This is a genomic window from Rhizocola hellebori, assembly GCF_016862955.1.
In the GTDB taxonomy this organism is placed as follows: domain Bacteria; phylum Actinomycetota; class Actinomycetes; order Mycobacteriales; family Micromonosporaceae; genus Rhizocola; species Rhizocola hellebori.
On the sequence record NZ_BONY01000071.1, the window covers coordinates 1 to 16483 of the forward strand.

General features: G+C 67.7%; 12 protein-coding genes. 2 read left to right on the plus strand and 10 right to left on the minus strand.

Going from position 1 to position 16483, the window contains the following annotated elements; translation table 11 throughout:
* Positions 1 to 346: 346 nt before the first annotated feature.
* The 6 genes from Rhe02_RS37820 to Rhe02_RS37845 form a co-directional block, all read right to left on the minus strand.
* Positions 347 to 1930, minus strand: coding sequence for a right-handed parallel beta-helix repeat-containing protein (locus Rhe02_RS37820; RefSeq protein WP_203913290.1), 1584 nt, complete (start codon positions 1928 to 1930; stop codon positions 347 to 349).
* Positions 1931 to 2111: 181 nt separating this feature from the next.
* Complete coding sequence (locus Rhe02_RS37825; RefSeq protein ID WP_239124315.1) at positions 2112 to 2744, minus strand: DUF899 domain-containing protein; 633 nt, start codon at positions 2742 to 2744, stop codon at positions 2112 to 2114.
* Positions 2745 to 2882: 138 nt separating this feature from the next.
* A complete protein-coding gene (locus Rhe02_RS37830; protein WP_239124316.1) occupies positions 2883 to 4553 on the minus strand; it encodes a pectate lyase family protein in 1671 nt (556 codons plus the stop codon).
* 290 nt (positions 4554 to 4843) lie between these two features.
* A complete protein-coding gene (locus tag Rhe02_RS37835) occupies positions 4844 to 5257 on the minus strand; it encodes a DUF6114 domain-containing protein (RefSeq protein WP_203913291.1) in 414 nt (137 codons plus the stop codon).
* Between the two features lie 3 nt (positions 5258 to 5260).
* Positions 5261 to 5860 (minus strand): DUF6230 family protein, encoded by a 600-nt coding sequence (locus tag Rhe02_RS37840; RefSeq protein ID WP_203913292.1) that lies wholly within the window; start codon positions 5858 to 5860, stop codon positions 5261 to 5263.
* A 176-nt stretch (positions 5861 to 6036) separates the two neighbouring features.
* The gene (locus Rhe02_RS37845; RefSeq protein WP_203913293.1) at positions 6037 to 6798 is read right to left on the minus strand and encodes a TetR/AcrR family transcriptional regulator; all 762 of its coding nucleotides are present in this window, start codon (positions 6796 to 6798) and stop codon (positions 6037 to 6039) included.
* A gap of 319 nt (positions 6799 to 7117) precedes the next feature.
* Here Rhe02_RS37845 and Rhe02_RS37850 point away from each other — a divergent pair, with 319 nt between their 5' ends.
* Complete coding sequence (locus tag Rhe02_RS37850) at positions 7118 to 7774, plus strand: Tat pathway signal sequence domain protein (protein ID WP_203913294.1); 657 nt, start codon at positions 7118 to 7120, stop codon at positions 7772 to 7774.
* Positions 7775 to 7849: 75 nt separating this feature from the next.
* Here the strand turns inward: Rhe02_RS37850 and Rhe02_RS37855 are convergent, their stop codons facing one another.
* Together Rhe02_RS37855 and Rhe02_RS37860 are read right to left on the minus strand one after the other, a co-directional pair.
* On the minus strand, positions 7850 to 10798 hold the full coding sequence (locus Rhe02_RS37855; RefSeq protein WP_203913295.1) for an AfsR/SARP family transcriptional regulator: 2949 nt from the start codon (positions 10796 to 10798) through the stop codon (positions 7850 to 7852).
* Positions 10799 to 10919: 121 nt separating this feature from the next.
* On the minus strand, positions 10920 to 11249 hold the full coding sequence (locus Rhe02_RS37860) for a TcmI family type II polyketide cyclase (protein WP_203913296.1): 330 nt from the start codon (positions 11247 to 11249) through the stop codon (positions 10920 to 10922).
* Positions 11250 to 11383: 134 nt separating this feature from the next.
* Between Rhe02_RS37860 and Rhe02_RS37865 the strand changes: the two genes are divergently transcribed.
* Positions 11384 to 12811, plus strand: coding sequence for an NAD(P)/FAD-dependent oxidoreductase (locus Rhe02_RS37865; protein ID WP_203913297.1), 1428 nt, complete (start codon positions 11384 to 11386; stop codon positions 12809 to 12811).
* On the opposite strand, the gene Rhe02_RS37870 is transcribed toward Rhe02_RS37865, so the two are convergent.
* Together Rhe02_RS37870 and Rhe02_RS37875 are read right to left on the minus strand one after the other, a co-directional pair.
* Complete coding sequence (locus Rhe02_RS37870) at positions 12804 to 15239, minus strand: FAD-dependent oxidoreductase (protein WP_203913298.1); 2436 nt, start codon at positions 15237 to 15239, stop codon at positions 12804 to 12806. The two genes, Rhe02_RS37865 and Rhe02_RS37870, sit on opposite strands and share 8 nt — an antisense overlap.
* Positions 15236 to 16474 carry a beta-ketoacyl synthase N-terminal-like domain-containing protein gene (locus tag Rhe02_RS37875; RefSeq protein WP_203913332.1) on the minus strand — a complete coding sequence of 413 codons (1239 nt, stop codon included), beginning with the start codon at positions 16472 to 16474 and terminating at the stop codon, positions 15236 to 15238. Before Rhe02_RS37875 ends, Rhe02_RS37870 begins: the two co-directional genes overlap by 4 nt.
* Positions 16475 to 16483: the final 9 nt, after the last annotated feature.

Here is a 16483-nt window from a genome sequence, read left to right on the forward strand (position 1 = left end):
CAACGGATCAGAGCAGTGAATTGCCTGGTCGCGAATGTCGTGGGTGAGGGAAACCGTTGCGGCGGAGCCGATTATCGCAGAGGAAGGCAAAGGCGGGAGGCTAGTGTCCGATTAGGACGACAGCTGGGGATTGGTGGGCTCGTGCGGGTCGGCGGCGGAGCCGCCGGGGGTGACCACGCACGGAGGTGGCGTTGCCGCCCGGGAGGTGCGGCGGCCGGCCACGACGGACCGGCGCAAAGAAAGGCTACGGAACGGCGCAAAGAAAAAATGGCGCTACGGCGCAAAGAAAAGAGAGTGAGGCACCGGGGCGCGGGTGCAAGCCTGCGCCCCGGTTGGGTTGTGGTGGCTAGAATCGTGCGCCTACGTCGGCGCCGTTGGATGGGCGCAGGAAGGTGGACGATGGGATGGCGCCGTTGGCTTGTCGTGCTCCGGTGATGGTGCTGGGGTCGGTGCTGACGAAGGTCCAGGTGCCGCCGAGGTTCCAGGAGTTGTTGCTGCCGCTGGAGTTTGAGCCTAGCGACGAGTTGGTGCCGTTGGCTACCGCCAGGTTTCGGGTCAGGGTGCCGTCGGCGTCGGCGAAGTCGAAGCCTGTTCCGGGATTGTCCCAGGCGGTGCAGTGGTCGGCCAATAGAGCGCCGGGGTTGGCGTTGTCGACGAATCCGCCTGCTGAGTTGTCCCACGCCATGCTGTTGCGGGTGATGTGCGCGGCGGGCAGGTCCACGTCGCCGCCGCCGAGTTTGAAGCCGTTGCCGTCGCCGCTGTAGTTGGGGATGTTCCAGCGGTTGAAGCCGTTGCCGTAGGCCAGGCTATTTTCCACCAAGACGGGGGAGAGGAACTCCCAGAAGTCCAGGCCGTCGTCGGAATTGTTCCACAGACGCGCGCCGCGCACGACGTTGCCGGTGCCGGAGCCTTCCTTGATGGCCAGGCCGTCAGCGCTTTCGCCGTTGTTGCGGGGGTCGCGGTTGCCGGAGCTGTCGAGGTTGATGATCTGGTTGTTGCCGGAGGCGCCCTGCAAGTGTAGGCCGCTCTCATAGTTGTTGCGGGTGATGAGGCGATCGAAGATGTTGAAGTTGGTGTCGAGGCCGAAGATGCCGTAGGGGCCGTTGATGATTTCCAGCCCGATCAGCCGCCAGTATTCGCCTTCGATGTGGATGGCGCCGCGTTCCGGGCGCGGGATGCTGCCACCGACCGGGGCCGGGGTGTGTGGCATGTTCTCGCCGTCGATGATGGCCCGCTCGTTGTTGTAGTTGGTCATCGTGATCGGCTGGCTCGATGTGCCGCTCTTGACCAGCTGCACGTTGGTGGTGGGGGCGTAGGTGCCGGCGCGAAGGAAGATGGTGTACCCGGGCTGGGCCAGGTCGACCGCGCGCTGAACGGTGCGCAGGGGCGCGGCGAGGGTGCCGGCGTTGGCGTCGTTGCCGCTGGGCGCGACGTAAAGGTTGTTGGCCGGGGGAGGCGGCCCTTCGGTGGTGAAGTCGATGAGGTCGATGTTGGCCAGGCCGTTGGCGGTGGTCGGGCTGAATCGGATGGTGTTGTTGCCCGTGATCGCATTGAACGTCAGCGTGCTGCCGGACCAGGTGGTCCAGGCGCCTGTCCCGGCGAAGGGCAGCGTCTGCAGCAGGGTGCCGTTGACGAAGACGTCGGCGGGACGGTTGGTGGTCGTGCCGTTGGCGTATCGCACCACTAGCACCGCGGCTGTGCCGACCGAGGCGCTGACCGTGAACTGCAAGGCCGCGCCGACAGCGTTGCGGGCGTTGCAGAAACCGGTGCCGGAGAAGCCGGCATGGTTGGAGTCGATGGTGCCGTCGCAGGTGGCCGGGGCGTTCTCGGCCTCGTAGCGGACGGTGGCGGCGGCCGCGGGTGAGGCGGGCGAGATGACGATCGCGCCGGCGGCGAGGGCGGCCAGGGCGAGGAAAGGCTTGAGTCTCATGTGTTCTCCGTGGTCGAGTGCTCATCGGTGGACACGCCGGCCCGGTGGCGCCCCAGGTAAAGCGCGGAGGAAAGCGCTTTCCAATCGAAGAAGATGATAGTGACAAGCCTCGGCCCGGTCAACTGCCCGGGCCGTCCGCGGCCGCCCGTGGCCAGGATCGGCCACGGCGGCCTTCCCCCGATCAGAAGGGCTGGGGCCAGCCCTCCGGGGAGTCCTCCCAGTCCTCCTGCCGTCCGTAGGCGGTGACGTCGAGGATGTTGTAGGTCCACAGCATCCGGTCGACGCCGCGGGAGGTGGTGTCGTAGGTGCGGTAGACGTGGTCGCCGTCGCGCATGAACACCAGGAACCGGAAGCCTTCGCCGACCTCCAGGTCATTGGCGAAGGAGGTGCCGTGCGAGGACACGAACGGCACGGTCCAGCCCATCTGGGCCTTGTAACGCTCGATCTGCTCCAGCGGCATGTTCGACACGGTCACCCAGGTGATCCCGCGCGCGGCGAGCTTGGCCGGACCGGCCGCCGGGATGTTGTTGGTGAACGCCGTGCAACCCGGACAGTAGGTGTCCGGTCCCCGGTCCATGAACTGGTAGATGACCAGCTGGTTCCGGCCGTCGAACAGGTCGACCAGGGTCTTCTTCCCCTCCGGCGTGTCGAAGATGTATCCGTTGTCGATTTCCGTCATCGGCAGCCGCCGCCGCCGCGCGGCGAGCGCGTCCAGCTTGCGGGTGGCCTCCTTCTCGGCCACCAGCAGCTCATCGCGCGCCTGGCGCCATTCGCTCGCCGAGACGATGGGCGGCATCGCTGTCTTGTCGGGCATTGCTCAGTCCTCTCCTCGTACGCCGCTACGGGCGTTCTCACCTTAAGGACGAAGCTGCGACCCGGATTTCGACACCTTCCCCGAAATTGGTGCGGGGTGGGCGCTGTGAAACAGGCCCACCCCGCTTTATTTACCCGATTAAATCTTGCCGACACCCGCTCCGGCGGCGACCGTCGCCGGGATGCTGGCGGCGTTGTCGAGGGTGTACGAGTAGTAGTTGCTCGCCTCCTCGACCGAACCCGAGGTGACGATCGGGTCCTCGGTGTTGACGTTGATGTTGTTGCGAGCCACGATCCGGCCGGCCGTGCCGCCGACGTCGTTGCGGGTGGGCTTTTCCACATCATCGAAGTAGTTGCCTTCGACGAGCACGCCGGCGTTCATCTGCGAGGCGACGCCGTAGCCGGTGATGTGCAGGAAGTAGTTGTTGTAGATGTGGACCGGCTCACCGAAGCGGACCCGCGGGTTGCGCTGGATGCTGCCGTCGAAGAAGTTGTGGTGGTAGGAGACCTTCAGCCGGCCGATGTCCTGCGCGCCGTTGGAGTCGTCGTGGCCGAGCAGCGAGTTCTTGTCGCTGTTGTGGAATCGGTTCCACGAGATGGTGACGTAGCTCGACCCGCGTTTGACGTCGAGGGCGCCGTCGAACTGGTTGGACAGATCGTTGTGGTCGATCCAGATGTGGTGGGAGAACATCATCACGTTGATGCAGTCATCCGGGCAGTTGGTGATGCTGATGTTGCGGATGATGACGTTGCGCACCGCGTTCGCGGGTGGCGAGAGGATGTCGTCGTCGATCGGCAGGCCGACGTTCAGGCCGCCGCCGGTGAGCCCGGAGTTGGCTCCCAGCCCCACGATGGTTTTGTTGGAGGTCACGTCGTGCATCGGTCCGGGGAGCGAGATCATTCCGCTGACCTGGATGATGAGCGGTGACGGCTGGGCGATCGCGCTGAGGAAAGCCGCCGTCGTGTTGACGGTGACCGTGGCGCCGCCGGCGCCGCCGGAGGTGCCGTTCTGGCCCCACGCGTTGACGCCGGCGAAGCCGTCGGCCTGGCCCGGTTGTGGGGGAGTCGGGGTGCCGGTCGGGGTCGGCGAGGGCGACGGCGACACGGAAGGCGTCGGCGAGGGGGACTGGGGTGGCGTCTGGGTTACCGGCGGGCTGATCGACGGTCCCGGTCCGGGGGTGTCCGTGACGACCACGTCGTCGAAGGAGGCGCTGGAGAAGTAGGTGGTCAGACCGACTTTGCCGGTGGCGAAAGCGGAATCGGTGGCGCTGGCCACGAGCGTCCCGTTGAGGTAGCCGCGCAGGGCGCTGCCAAAGGCTTCGAACCTTAGGGTGTACCAGGTGCCGGTGCTCACCGACGCGGCGGCCGAAGCGAGGGTGGTGTAGCCGCCGCTGTTGCGCCTGCCCAGGAGGACCTGGGAATTGGTCAGAACGAGATAGTAGTAGTTGGTCATGCTCTGGCCGCGGCCGATGATGCCGGTGAAGCGGCCGGTTCCGGAGCTGAATGCCAGTGGTTTGACCCGTGCTTGCACCGATTGGTTTCCCCAGGCGGAGCCGGCCTGGGCCTTGGCGTCGCTGCCGGTGCTGCTCTGCTGGTAGACAGGCGAGCCGTCGGTGACGACCGACCAGCTGCCGCCCGACTTGGACCACCCGTTGGCGTTGCCGTCGTTGAAGTCGTCGCTGAAAAGCGTTGCGGCTTGGGCGGTGGCGGTCATGAGGAACACGGTCGCGGTGACCGCGGTCGCGATCCCGGCGGCGAGCCAGGCCCGGCGACGGGCAGCAGACGGTAACTGAGCTGGACTGGCGGACAAGTTCGCACGTCCTTTCGATTCGTGGCCGCCGTATGGGCATGGGCGGCCCGAGGAGCTGCCCGCGGCCGGCCGCGCCACGGGCAAGAGTGCGAAACGTTTCGGTTACCACGCTAGGGAAAGCGCTTTCCTATAGTCAAGAAGATCGATGTGCAGGATTGTTGCAGTCAAATCGACGTTGTTACGTGGCTGTATGTCCGCAATTGCTGCACCTGCGGGCCGCTGGCGGGCACGAGGATTTGCACCGCCAGCGTCCAGAAGTTGCAGCAAAGCCGCTTCTGTCCAATATGGAGCTACGGGGCGCGGCTCGGACCCTGCCCCGGCCGCCAGGCGAAGGCGAGTGCTGCCCCGACCAGGGTGAGCAGCATGCCGAGCAGGAAACCACCCAGATTGGAGGTCAGCCAGGTGGCGAGCGCCAGAACCATTGCCACGCATGAGTTCCAGATCCGCTGATCGGGGGTGAATACGATCAGGAACCCGCAGATGACGATGATGAACGGGATCAGATAGCCGATGGCTCCTTGCATGCCAACATGCATCACGACCGGCAGCGGAGCGCGGATGGTCGCGATGATCTCCAGCCCGCCCAGCACCACGAGTAGCCCGCCCCAGAAGGGACGGGAGCGCCGCCACTGCCGGAAGGTGCGGCGCGCCGAGGGCGCCGGCAGTGCACCGGTTGCGCCCTCGGCGATCTGTGCGTCAGACATCGGCTAGCAACCCTCTTGGGCAAAGGCGATCCGCAGGTGCGGCAGCTTGAAGCTGGAGGCGGTGGTGGCGAAGTTGTTCTGGCGCAGGTTCTCGATGGTCACCGTGCGCGCCTGCTGGCCGAAGACCCCGATGTTGCCGCTGACGTCGGGCACCCGGTCCATGGTGCTGGCGTCGCGCCCGATCTCGATGTCGGCGAAGGTGGCGTCGCCGCTGACCAGGTCGGAGTCGACGACCAGGTTGCTGGCGGTGACATCGGTGCCGTTGTCGCCGGCGGTGATCCGCAGGAACATGCCGCCCATGTCGATGCTCTGACACAGGTTGGTCAGCTTGGCTTCCCGGATCGCCGACACGATGACCACCACCTGGCCACCGGTGTCGCCCTCGTTGGGGCTGCCCGGCGCCATTTCGTCAAGCGCGGCAAACTGTTCGAGCCCTTCACCCTGGATCTTGTCGGCGGTGACCGTGAAAGGCAGGCCGGAGATGGAGAAGTTGGCGGCGAGCACACCCTGCGCGGTCAAGGTGACCAGGACTGCCGCGACCGAGCCGGTGGTGAGCATGGCGGCCGCGAAACGCCGCCACGAGATGGACGAATCAATGGACATAGAGGCTCTCCTATGAGTGAGCTCTACCAGGCGTTGCCGCGCGGCCGGCGGCCACTGCGGATGGCTGCCGGACCGTTGAGCAACTAGCGACGTGTCCATATTTCGATGAGGATGCCAGCAAGTTACCGCCGGGTATCAAACGTCGTCAAGTCAATCCACTTAGGTCAGTGACTGGATCATGCCGAGCCCACGCTCGGCATGGGCACGGTTGCCCCGCAGGGCAGCGACGTAGCAGGGCTTTCCGGCGACGGCAGCAACTCGGAGGCCGACTCCTCGTGACCGAGAAATGGCACAAGAGCGAAGTAGGTCAGCGTGGGCAGGAGATCGCGCAGCGACTCGGTGCGCCCCGCGGCCACCTGGCGGTAGATGGAGACGTAGATCCCGCCGATGACGCTCTCGACAAGCTCGTCGGGCAGCTGGTCACGGCGCGGCGCGCTGACGAAGAACTCGCGGAAGCGGCTGAGCATCCGATCGCGCTCGCGGCGGGCCGCTGTGCCAACCCCGTCGATCTCCACAATGGCCATGGACGCGAAGGTGGGCACGCTGGCCAGAACGGTCAGCAGGACGTCGAGCCCGTTGCGCACGCCGGTGCGCCAGTCACCGGCGCCGTGGAAGGCCGCTGCCATCAGGCCCAGCATCACGCCCGTGCCGTGCCGGTAGGTGGCCAGGAACGCGTCTTCCTTGCCCTCGAAGTGCGCGTAGAACGCGGGTCTGGTGACCCCGGCCGCCTGGCAGATGTCGCCGACCCGAGCGTTGGGATAGCCCTTGAGGGCGACCATCTGCACCAGGCCGTCGAAGAGCCGCTCGCGCTGGTTCGCCGCCACCACGTCGGGTGGGATCCGGCTCGGGCCGCGTTTGATGGCCCGCGCCGGGTCTCTGGCCACCCGGGCGCCGGGCAGCAGGGGGAGTCTGGGATCGGCGGCATCATCCATCGCCATATTGGCCTCCCTCACTTGACTCGGGACCTCCATAGGTTTATAACATCAGGAGGTTTTTATTTCGATGTGGACTCCTCGCACCACCCGCCCGGCCAGCTGCGGAATGGCCGTGGCGTGAGTGCGGTGCCGACTTACCTGCTTTCAGACCGGGTAGGGGGTTCATAGACATGATGGCATTTTCAGCCGCTCCCTGAAATCAGTTCCCCTCTCCACAGCACCTTGTTGCCGCAGCTCAGCTGCGCGCCGCGAGGAGATCCACTCTGCCCTCGTTCAGCCGAAAACCAACGGCTGCAAGCACAATCCGTCGAAGGAGACAACCATGCGCACAATCTCCAGGCTCCTCGTCGCCGCCGGCGCCGCGACCATGCTGGCCCTGTGGGGCGCGCCCGCCCACGCCGCCAACGCCGTGCTCACCTACGGCAGCCTCGGCGGCAACGCCGTCGCGGTCGGGGACGTCCTTCAGGCGAGCCTCGCCGCCGGTACCAACGCCACCTTCTTCTCGTCGGCCACCAACACCACCGGCCTGCGGTGTGCCGTGTCGAGCTTCGCCGCGACGGTTCTCACGAACCCGGCCGCGGGCGGCGTCACCACCGAGAGCCTTACCACCCAAACCTTCAGCAGCTGTACCGCGAACGTCCTCGGTGTCACCGCGGTGCGAAGCGTGACGGTCAACAGCCTTCCCTACACGGTCAGCGTCAACGGCAGCACCAAGGCGGCTGTCATCAGCGGCAACCCGTTGCGCTCCACGGTCGTGCTCGGCACCCTGCTGGGCAACATCACGTGCGTGTACACCGCGGTCGGCAACCAGCTTTCGGGTACGGCCAGCAACACCGACAACTCGCTCACCTTCACCACGCAGCAGCTGACCAAGACCAGCGGTCCGGGGCTGTGTTTCGCCAACGCCTTCTTCTCGGCCAAGTACGCGCCGGTGCGTGACACCAGCGTGGCCGGCAGCCCGATCGTCTTCACCCAGTAGGCCTGCCATCGGTTCCAGACCGGCTGCGGTCGTGCCCGTCGTTCCTCGCGAGCGGGCGCGGCCGCGGCCCTGGCTTCAACGCAGATGGCGCTGGTGCAGGCGAACGTCTTGCAGGTCGGTGAGGGCGACCGGCTCGGCCTGGGTCTCGATGGTGGCCAGCCAATCGGCCAGGCTCTGTTCGCGGCGATGGTTGAGCTCGCGGTAGAGGCGCAACGCCGAACGCCAGTGTTCACGGGCGGTGGGCAGGCTCTTGACCGCGAGGCAGGACGCCAGCACGTCCAGCGCGGTGGCGTGCAGCAGCGGGTCTGAGGTCTGCACCGCGAGCTCGAGCTGTTGCTCGGCATGGGCGCGGGCCGTGCCGACCTGTGCCTGGCTCAGCGCCACCTCGGAGAGGTTGAGGTGGGCATAGCCGGCCATCAGCGGGTCACCGGAGGCGTGCGCCAGCTCCAAGGACTTGGTCAGCGCCGCCTTGGCCTCGCCGAGATCCTGCATGTCGAGCAGGGCGCAGCCCAGCGTGTGATAAGTGACCGACGCTAGCGCGGGTTCGTGGCCGTAGCCGGGATCCTGCAAGGCGATGCGCAGATGGGCGACGCCTTCTTCGAGGCGGCCTTCCGCGATGCACACGTCGGCGAGGTTGACGTGCGCCGCCGCTATCCGGCTGGGCGCGCCGACGGTGGTTCCCAGCTCCAGCGCGCAGGTGAAATGGTGTCGCGCGGAAGCGTTTTCGCCCATCTGCCGGCAGGCGATCCCGAAGATGTTGTGCGTGATGAGCCGGGCGTTGAGATCCTGCGCCTGTTCGGCGGCGGCCAGAGCGATCTGCAGCGCCCGCAGCCACTCGGGCCAGTGCCGGCGCAGCAGGAAGAAGGGAAACAGGGTGCAGTTCAGCTGCCACGCCGAGGCGAACCAGCCGTTGGCGAAGGCCAGCTCGATGGCCCCCAACAGGGACTCGCGTTCCTTGTCGTACCAATCGATTGCGGCCGCACGGTCGGAAAACTCGAGCGTTTCCAGCGGAGGATGGGCCAGCTCCATCGCAATCTTGGCCCGGACCGGTTGCAGCAGCGGGTAGGCGTGGTGGACGGTTTCCCCGTAGAAGTCGATCATGCGTCGGGTGGCGTCGGACCTTGCCTGCGCCGAATCTTCGTCCATCGCCCGCGCGCTGCAGTAGCTGCGCAACAGATCGTGCATCGAGTAGCGCTGCGGCTGATCCTCGTTGATCAGATGCATAGCGCGCAGCTCGCCGATGGACTGTCCGGCTTGGACGAAGGTCTGGCCGGTGAGCGCGGCAGCCGTGGCAAGGCTGAAATCCGCCCCGGGGGCCAGCGTCGCCAGGCGCAGCATCCTTTGCGCGGCCGGGCTCAGCTCGCGATAGGACACGCCGAAGGCGGCGCTGACCGTGGCGGTTTCGCCGGCGCTCCGGTCCAGCGCGGCCAGTGGGTCGTCTCCGGCCAGCTCGCTGGTGTAACGCGCGATCGGCAGATGCCGGTGGCACGTCAGGTGCGCGGCCGCCAGCCGAAGCGCGAGGGGCAGGTACCCACATCGTCTGGAAAGCTCGTCGGTGGCCTCGACGTCGACGGCGAAGGAGCCGTCATGCAGGACGGTGCTCAGCAGTTCCTTGGCGTCATCGGCGCAGAGCACGCCAAGCTCAAGCAGATGGGCGCCCTCGTGCGCGATCAGCCCGTGCAGGGCGCGCCGGCTGGTCACGGCCACCAGGCAGCTTCGCGCTCCCGGCAGCAGCGGGCGGACCTGCTCAGCGGAGTGCGCATTGTCAAGCAGCACAAGCATTCGCCGCCCGGCGAGCAGCGACCGGAACAGGGCCGCCGCCTCATCGACCTCACGCGGGATCTCGGCGTCGTCGGCGCCCAGCGCGCGCAGGAAACGGGCCAGCGCGTCGAGCGGCTCGATCGGGTTGCTGCCCGGGTCGAAACCGCGCAGGTTGAGGTAGAGCTGCCCGTCGGGATAGCTGGGCGCGATGCGGTGGGCCCAGTGTGTCGCCAGTGCGGTCTTGCCCACTCCGGCGTTTCCCGCGATGAGCAACAGGTTCGGCCCGTCGACCTCGTCGGCCACGGCGGCCAGCCGTTTCAGCTCAACCTCGCGGCCGACGAAGGCGTAGATGTCCTTGGGCAACTGGGCGGGGACCTGTGTCGAGATTGGATGATCGGGCTCGGGCGCCAGACCCGGGTCGCCGCGCAGGATCCGAGCCTCCAGCTCGGTGAACTCCTGTTGCGGGTCCAAGCCGTGCTGCTCGATGAGCACCTTGCGCAGGTCCCGGGCCACCGCGAGCGCCTCGGCGCGCCGCCCGCCCCTATACAGGGCCACCATCAGCAGGCCGCGAAGCCGTTCGCGCAGCGGGTGCTGGGCCACCAGCTCGGTGAGTTCGGCTATCTGCCACAGATGCCGGCCGAGCAGCAGGTCGACCTCGGCCAGTTGCTCGGCCACGGCGAGGCGAAGCTCCTCCAGCCGCGACTGCGCCGACTCGGTAAACCAGGCCCGCAGATCGGCCAGCGCGGGCCCGCTGAACAGGCTCAGCGCAGAGCGGAAAAGATCGGACGCCGGTGCCGCCCGCCCGGCCGCCAGCTCGCTCTCGGCCTGCTGCACCCGCTGGGTGAACACCAGCAGGTCAAGGTCGCCGGGCTCGAGATCGATCTGGTAACCCGCGGTCTGGGTGCGCAGGAGATCTGGATAGCCGGCTTCGGCGAGGTTCCGCCGGATAGCGGCAAGATCGTTCTTTAGTTGCGATCGCGAGGTGCTGGGCGGGTGTGGCCCCCACAGCGCTTCGGTGAGCCGGGCGACGGTCACCGTCGTGTTGGCCGACAGCAGCAGATACGCCAACAGGGCGCGGCGGCGCGGGCGTTCCACCCGAAGCCACTGACCTGCGACGTTGATCTGAACTGCGCCAAGCACCCGGAACTTCACCGCCACCTCCACGGTGAAGCATTGTCTGTGCCCAACCATGATCGCCAACGGATACTGCACATGTGCCCATTCGTATGACCTGGCTGCGGCAAGGTTGACGAAGGCGTTCACCTTTGCGGATCCGACGGTGGGAACGGGGGCCGTCGGCTCGCGGTCCACACCGGACGGTTGGCAATTGTTGTCCGGCCGAGAGCGTGGGGGCGGCCGTTCTGCCCGGCCGCCCCCGCTGAGCTCACCTTTCGGTGGCGCTCCAGCGGTAGAACTGGTTGGCGACCGCGTCCTGCGGGGTGCGCCAGCGCTGCTCGTCATAGGGCTTGATGAACGGCTTGAGTTCCTCGCTGATCTGCCGGAAGCCCGGCAGTTTGACGGCCTTGCGCATGGCCACGCCCGGATCCTCGTCGAAGTCGATCACGTGCAGGTAGATGTCCTGAAGCGAATAGAGCGCACGGTGCCTGACACCCAGATCGCGCGGCAGCGACGTCGCGTCGGAGGCGGCGAAGACGTTCGCCACGGCGCGTTCGGCGTCGGGCTGAATGCGAGCGACGATGATGGTTCTGTTCATGGTTCACCTTTCCCCGTAATGGTTTTCCAGCTTCTCCTCGAACCTAGCGGTCCAGCCCCGGCGTGTCCGTTGACTTAGCGAATCAGCATCACCATGCTGGGAAGGCATTTCTTCCAGACACGGGGGCGATTGGGTTGGCGAAGCTCGCAATAATCGGCGGCGGGATCGGTGGCCTTGCCACCGCACTGTTCCTGGGCCGCCGAGGTCACTCGGTGACGGTGTTCGAATCCGAGAACCGCTGGCCGACAGGCAATCTCGATGAAGACTTCTTCAACTGGCCCAGGCCGCGCACGCCACAGGCCACCCAGCCGCACGCGTTCATGGCGCCTGTCCGCAACGTGCTGCGCGCCGAAGCGCCTGACGTCTACGCGGCGATGCTGCGACTGGGAGCGCGCGAATACCACGAGTTCGACTGGTTCGGCACCCACCCGCCGATCCGCCCGGGTGACGAGGATCTGGTCACCACCAGGACCCGCCGCGTCCTGCTGGAAACGGCCCTGTACGAGGCGGTTTCCGGGCAGGCGGGGGTGGAGCTGCGCCGCGGCGACACCGTCGACGGGCTGGAGTTCGACCTGACGGGTGCGATCCCCCGGGTGACCGGGGTGCGCTGCGGCGCCGAGGTCCACGACGCCGACCTGGTGCTCGACATCGCGGGGCGGCGCTCACCGGTAGGCACCTGGCTCGGTCAGGCCGGATGCCGGCCGCCGGTGGTGGAGAACCACAACATCGGCATCGCCTACTTCTCCCGCTGGTACAAGCTGAGCCCCGACGCGCCGCGGGTGCCCGGCCGGGTCAGCGACGTCTCGGTCACGCCCTTCGCCATCGGCCTGGTGTTCCCGGGCGACAACGACATCTTCGGGGTCACCCTGGCCATCTCGGTGAACGATCCAACCCGGACGGCGCTGCGCGACACCACAATCTTCGATGCGCTGGCCGCCATCTTCCCCGGGCCGGGCGCGTGGCTCGGGTTGGGGGCCAAGGGCATCGGCGACGTACACATCATGGCGGGGCTGGACAACCGGTGGACGGCGCTGGTGGACGAGCACGGCCCGGTGGTGACCGGGCTGCTGGGCGTCGGCGACTCGATCACGCACACCAACCCGACGCTGGGACAGGGCGTGGCGCTGACCCTGCTGGCGGCCCAGCGGGTGGCCTCGACCGTGGGTGCGATGCAGGACCAGGCGGACTTCGCCGTGGACTACCACGAATGGGCGATGCGGCGTCTCAAGCCGTGGTTCGACCACCAGGTGAAGGTCGACCGCGGCGACGAGGCGTTCCTGTCCGGCGGCCCGGAAATGCTTGCCGGGCGGGCGTTCGACGCCGCGACGCGAGCCCAGTTCGCCTTGAACCCCTGCGCGCTCGACGATCCGGTGGTGATGCGGGCCAAGGCCCAGGTACGCCATCTGGTGCTCGCGCCGGAGGTGGCCTTCGGCACCGAGGAGGTTCGCGCCCACGTGGCCCGCTGGCTCGAGGCGCATCCGAAGTTCCCGTCGATGCCGGACGGGCCCTCCCGCGATGACTGGACAGCCATCACCGGAGAGCCCGCGCAATCGGTCAGATAGTGAACAGTTTGAACAGATGTTCGTCGATCGCCGCCGCGGAGACGGGCGCGCACCTGAATCCCACGTGCCCGTCCGGGCGGACGAGATAGGCGCTCCCCCCGCGAATGCCGTAGGCGGCGCGGAAGGCGTCCGCGGTGTCCCGCAACACGGGCAGGTCGAGTTGCGGTGGCACGGCGGCGTCCGGGTGGGCGATGACGAAGACGTTGACCAGCCCGGCGCCCTGGCTGCGCACCTTGGCGGCCAGCTTCTCGAACCCGATCACCTCGTGTTCCTTGGTGGAGGTGTCGACATAGGCCAGCAGGGTGTGGGCCGTGCCGCGGGTCAGCTCGAACAGGCGCACCGGGTGGCTCACCCCGAAGCGCCGCAGGTGCTCGGCGTCGGGTGCCCGGTCGCCCGGTGCGGGTCCGCCGTCGAAGCCGGCTGAGTCTTCGACCACCTCACCGACCAGCGGGCTGCCCGCGTAGGTGAGCGTCATCTGCATGTCGGTGAGGAACTGAAGCTTCTCGTCCTCCATGTCCATCTCGTCGGTGAAGGCCACCCGTACCGCTCTGTCCACAATGGACTTCCCGGCCGGGCGGCGCTCGGCCTGATAGCTGTCCAGCAGATTGGCCGCGGCCGTCCCCTTCACCGCGCTGGCCAGCTTCCAGCCCAGGTTCCACGAGTCCTGGATGCCGGTGTTCATGCCCTGGCCGCCCGCGGGCGGGTGCAGGTGCGCGGCGTCCCCGGCCAGGAAGACCCGGCCGTCCCGATAGCGGTCGACGATGCCGTGCTTGATCCGGAAGATCGACGACCAGCGCAGGTTGCTCGCGGTTGTCCCGGCCGGAGCCAGCTCATCGAGCACGGTCTGGATGTCGGCGAGGGTCGGCGGCGTGTACTCCTGGGAGAAGCCGGGCGGGATGGGCCCGGTGCCGATCTCGGCCATGAGCCGCGGCGGCGCGAGCGTCGCCACCCGGAAGCGGCCGGGCCCGCGCAGCGGCACACACACCAGCATGCCCTTCATCTCCTCGTCCTCGACGTGGATGAAGCGCAGCAGGTGACCCTCGGGCATCGTCCAATCCAGATCGACGTCGCCCAGCATGAACAGCTGCGGGAACATGCCCATGCCACCTTCGAAGGTGGCGCCGATGGCCTGCCGCACAGTGCTGTGCGCGCCGTCGCAGCCGACCAGATAGCGGGCCCGAAGCTGCGAGGTCTGCCCGCCGCCGCTGAGCCGGGCGGTGACGCCGGACGAATCCTGGGTGAACCCGAGCAGCTCCACGCCCCGCTCGACCCGGCCGCCGTGCCGCTCGAAGCAGCCGGTGAGGATCCGCTCGGTGTCGTACTGCGGCAGGCCAAGGTGGGCATAGGGAACCTCGGGCAGGTCCCAGTCGACCTGGTGGGTCTGCCTGCCGTTGACGAACACGGTCTGGCCGTGCAGCCAGCTGCCGGCGTCCATCGCCTCGCCGACGACGCCGATGTTCTCCCAGATTTCCATGGTGCGGCACTGGATGCCGATGGCCTTGTCGGCCTGGCTCGACGGCTCGGCGCGCTTTTCCACCAGCCGGCAGCGCACGCCGCGGCGGGCCAGCTCGATGGCGAGGGTGAGCCCGGCCGGGCCCGCCCCGACCACGAGCACGTCGGTGTCGAATTCGGCAGCCGAGGCGTCGCTGGATCCGGCGATCGACGTCAGGGGCGGCAGATCTGGCACTTTGACCTCCAGGGTGGCCCGGGGTTCGGGCATGGCAATCGCGCTCGGCTTCGGGTTCGCGGCCGGCGCCGGTTTGGCGGCCGCCACCGGCTTCGCGGCCGCCGCCTCGACCTCCGGCAGCATGTCCTCCGGACGGGCGACGATTTCGAATGTGGTGCGTTCAAAGCTTTCCAGCAGGTACGGAAGAAGCGGCGCGGTCTGTTCCATATGAGCCGGATCATCGGCCCACGCGTTGAAGGCCGCTTCGCTTTCCCACTCGGCGAACAGGTGGTAGTTCTTGGTGCCGACCTCCCGAAGCAGCTCCTCGCGGGTGTGCCCGGGAGTGCCGCGCATCCGCTCGGCCACCTTGCGGTAGGCGCGTTCGTAGGACTCCTCCTTGCCGTCCGGGACGACCACCTTGACCACCACCCGGATCCGGGGCGCCTGAGCGTCGACGACGTGCAGCACCTCCAGCGTGCTGCGGTCGGCCGACTCGCGCAGATCGCGCAGGGCCGAGGTGAGCCTGTCCCGGGCGGCGCTGCGGCCGAACAGGTCCAGCGCCCCCTGGTCGGTCCACTCGCTGGTGATGATGAAGTCCCGCGTCTGGTCTGTGTCGCGGCTCAGTTCCTGGCGAAGGTTGCCGGGCACCCGGCTGATCTCCGCGGCCGCTTCGCGCCAGGCGCTTTCGAACTGCGCCTCGCACCCTTCCCGTACCCGCATCCTCAGGATCGCGCGCACAGGCTTGTCGTTGTTCTCGGTCACCGCTGTCCCTCTCGATAACGCTTAACCACCATGCAACTGTTGAACCCGCCGTGGCCGCGGGCGATGACGAGCACCACGTCCTTTTCCATTTCCCGCGGCTGCCGGACAAAGTCCAGCCCGTACCACGGCACGGGCTGGGTCAGGTTGCCCACCGCCGGGGCCACCCCGTCGCGCAAGGCCAGCAGCGCGGTGGCCACGCTGAGCGCGCCGCCTCCCGAACACAGCCGGCCGATGAATCCCTGCGGCGCGCACACCGGTACCGCGCAGATGCCGAACACGGTGCGGATCGCCTCGGCCTCCTGCGTGTCCAATGCGGGCACTGCCGCCCCGTCCGCGATGACCAGACCCACCTGTTCCGGCCGGACCTGGGCGTCGGCGAGCGCGCCGCGCATCGCGCGGATGAGCTGCCGGCTGTCCGGCGCCGGATTCTCGTGGTGGAACGCGTCATGCGTGGCCCTGTACCCGGCTATCTCGCCGTAGATCTGCTGGGCGCCGCGTTCCAGCGCGGTCTGTTCGTCCTCGACCACCAGCACCGCGCCGCCCTCGGCGGGTGCGTAACCGTTGGCGTGAACATCGAAGGGCTGGTAGCCCTCACGCGGATCACGGCTGTGCGTGGTGCGGCCGTTGGCGATCTGGCAGGCCAGCGCATAGGGCGACAGCGGCGCCTCGGTGCCCCCCGCGAGCACCGTCGGCGTGCCCCGCCGGATGACCCGCCGTGCCGCGTGGAGACTGTCCAGCCCGCCCGCTCCCTCGGAGACCAGCACCGAGGCCGGTCCCTTGGTGCCGTGCAGAATGGAGGTCTGCCCGGCGCTGGCGGCGTAGAACCAGGCGATCGACTGGTAGGCGCTGACCGCCGTGCGTCCCTTGCTCCACAACGCTTGGATCTCGCGCTGGCCGAATTCGTTGCCGCCCGACCCGGCCGAGAGCACCACCGACGTCTGGTACGGGTCGTATGCCGCCGGGTCGTACTTGGCGTCATCGAGCGCCAGCTGGGCGGCGGCCAGCGACATCCACGTCCATCGGTCGGTTTGCACCACCAGCCGCGCGTCGACGTGGTCCTCGACGTTGAATCCGTCCACCTGTCCGGCCAGGACGGTGTCGTACCCGCTGGCGTCGAAGGACTCGATCGGGCGCACCCGCAACTCGCCGGCCAGCGTGCTGCGCCAGTGTTCCTCTATGCCGATCCCGCTCGGGGCGACCACCCCGATGCCGGTCACCACAGCGGTTTTGGCCATCTCTGCTTT

What these genes read in the sequence shown, in the direction of transcription:
- Rhe02_RS37820 (WP_203913290.1), bottom strand. Translation starts at nt 1,930, where the DNA reads ATGAGACTCAAGCCTTTCCTCGCCCTGGCCGCCCTCGCCGCCGGCGCG.
- Rhe02_RS37825 (WP_239124315.1), bottom strand. Translation starts at nt 2,744, where the DNA reads ATGCCCGACAAGACAGCGATGCCGCCCATCGTCTCGGCGAGCGAATGG.
- Rhe02_RS37835 (WP_203913291.1), bottom strand. Translation starts at nt 5,257, where the DNA reads ATGTCTGACGCACAGATCGCCGAGGGCGCAACCGGTGCACTGCCGGCG.
- Rhe02_RS37840 (WP_203913292.1), bottom strand. Translation starts at nt 5,860, where the DNA reads ATGTCCATTGATTCGTCCATCTCGTGGCGGCGTTTCGCGGCCGCCATG.
- Rhe02_RS37845 (WP_203913293.1), bottom strand. Translation starts at nt 6,798, where the DNA reads ATGGCGATGGATGATGCCGCCGATCCCAGACTCCCCCTGCTGCCCGGC.
- Rhe02_RS37850 (WP_203913294.1), top strand. Translation starts at nt 7,118, where the DNA reads ATGCGCACAATCTCCAGGCTCCTCGTCGCCGCCGGCGCCGCGACCATG.
- Rhe02_RS37860 (WP_203913296.1), bottom strand. Translation starts at nt 11,249, where the DNA reads ATGAACAGAACCATCATCGTCGCTCGCATTCAGCCCGACGCCGAACGC.
- Rhe02_RS37875 (WP_203913332.1), bottom strand. Translation starts at nt 16,474, where the DNA reads ATGGCCAAAACCGCTGTGGTGACCGGCATCGGGGTGGTCGCCCCGAGC.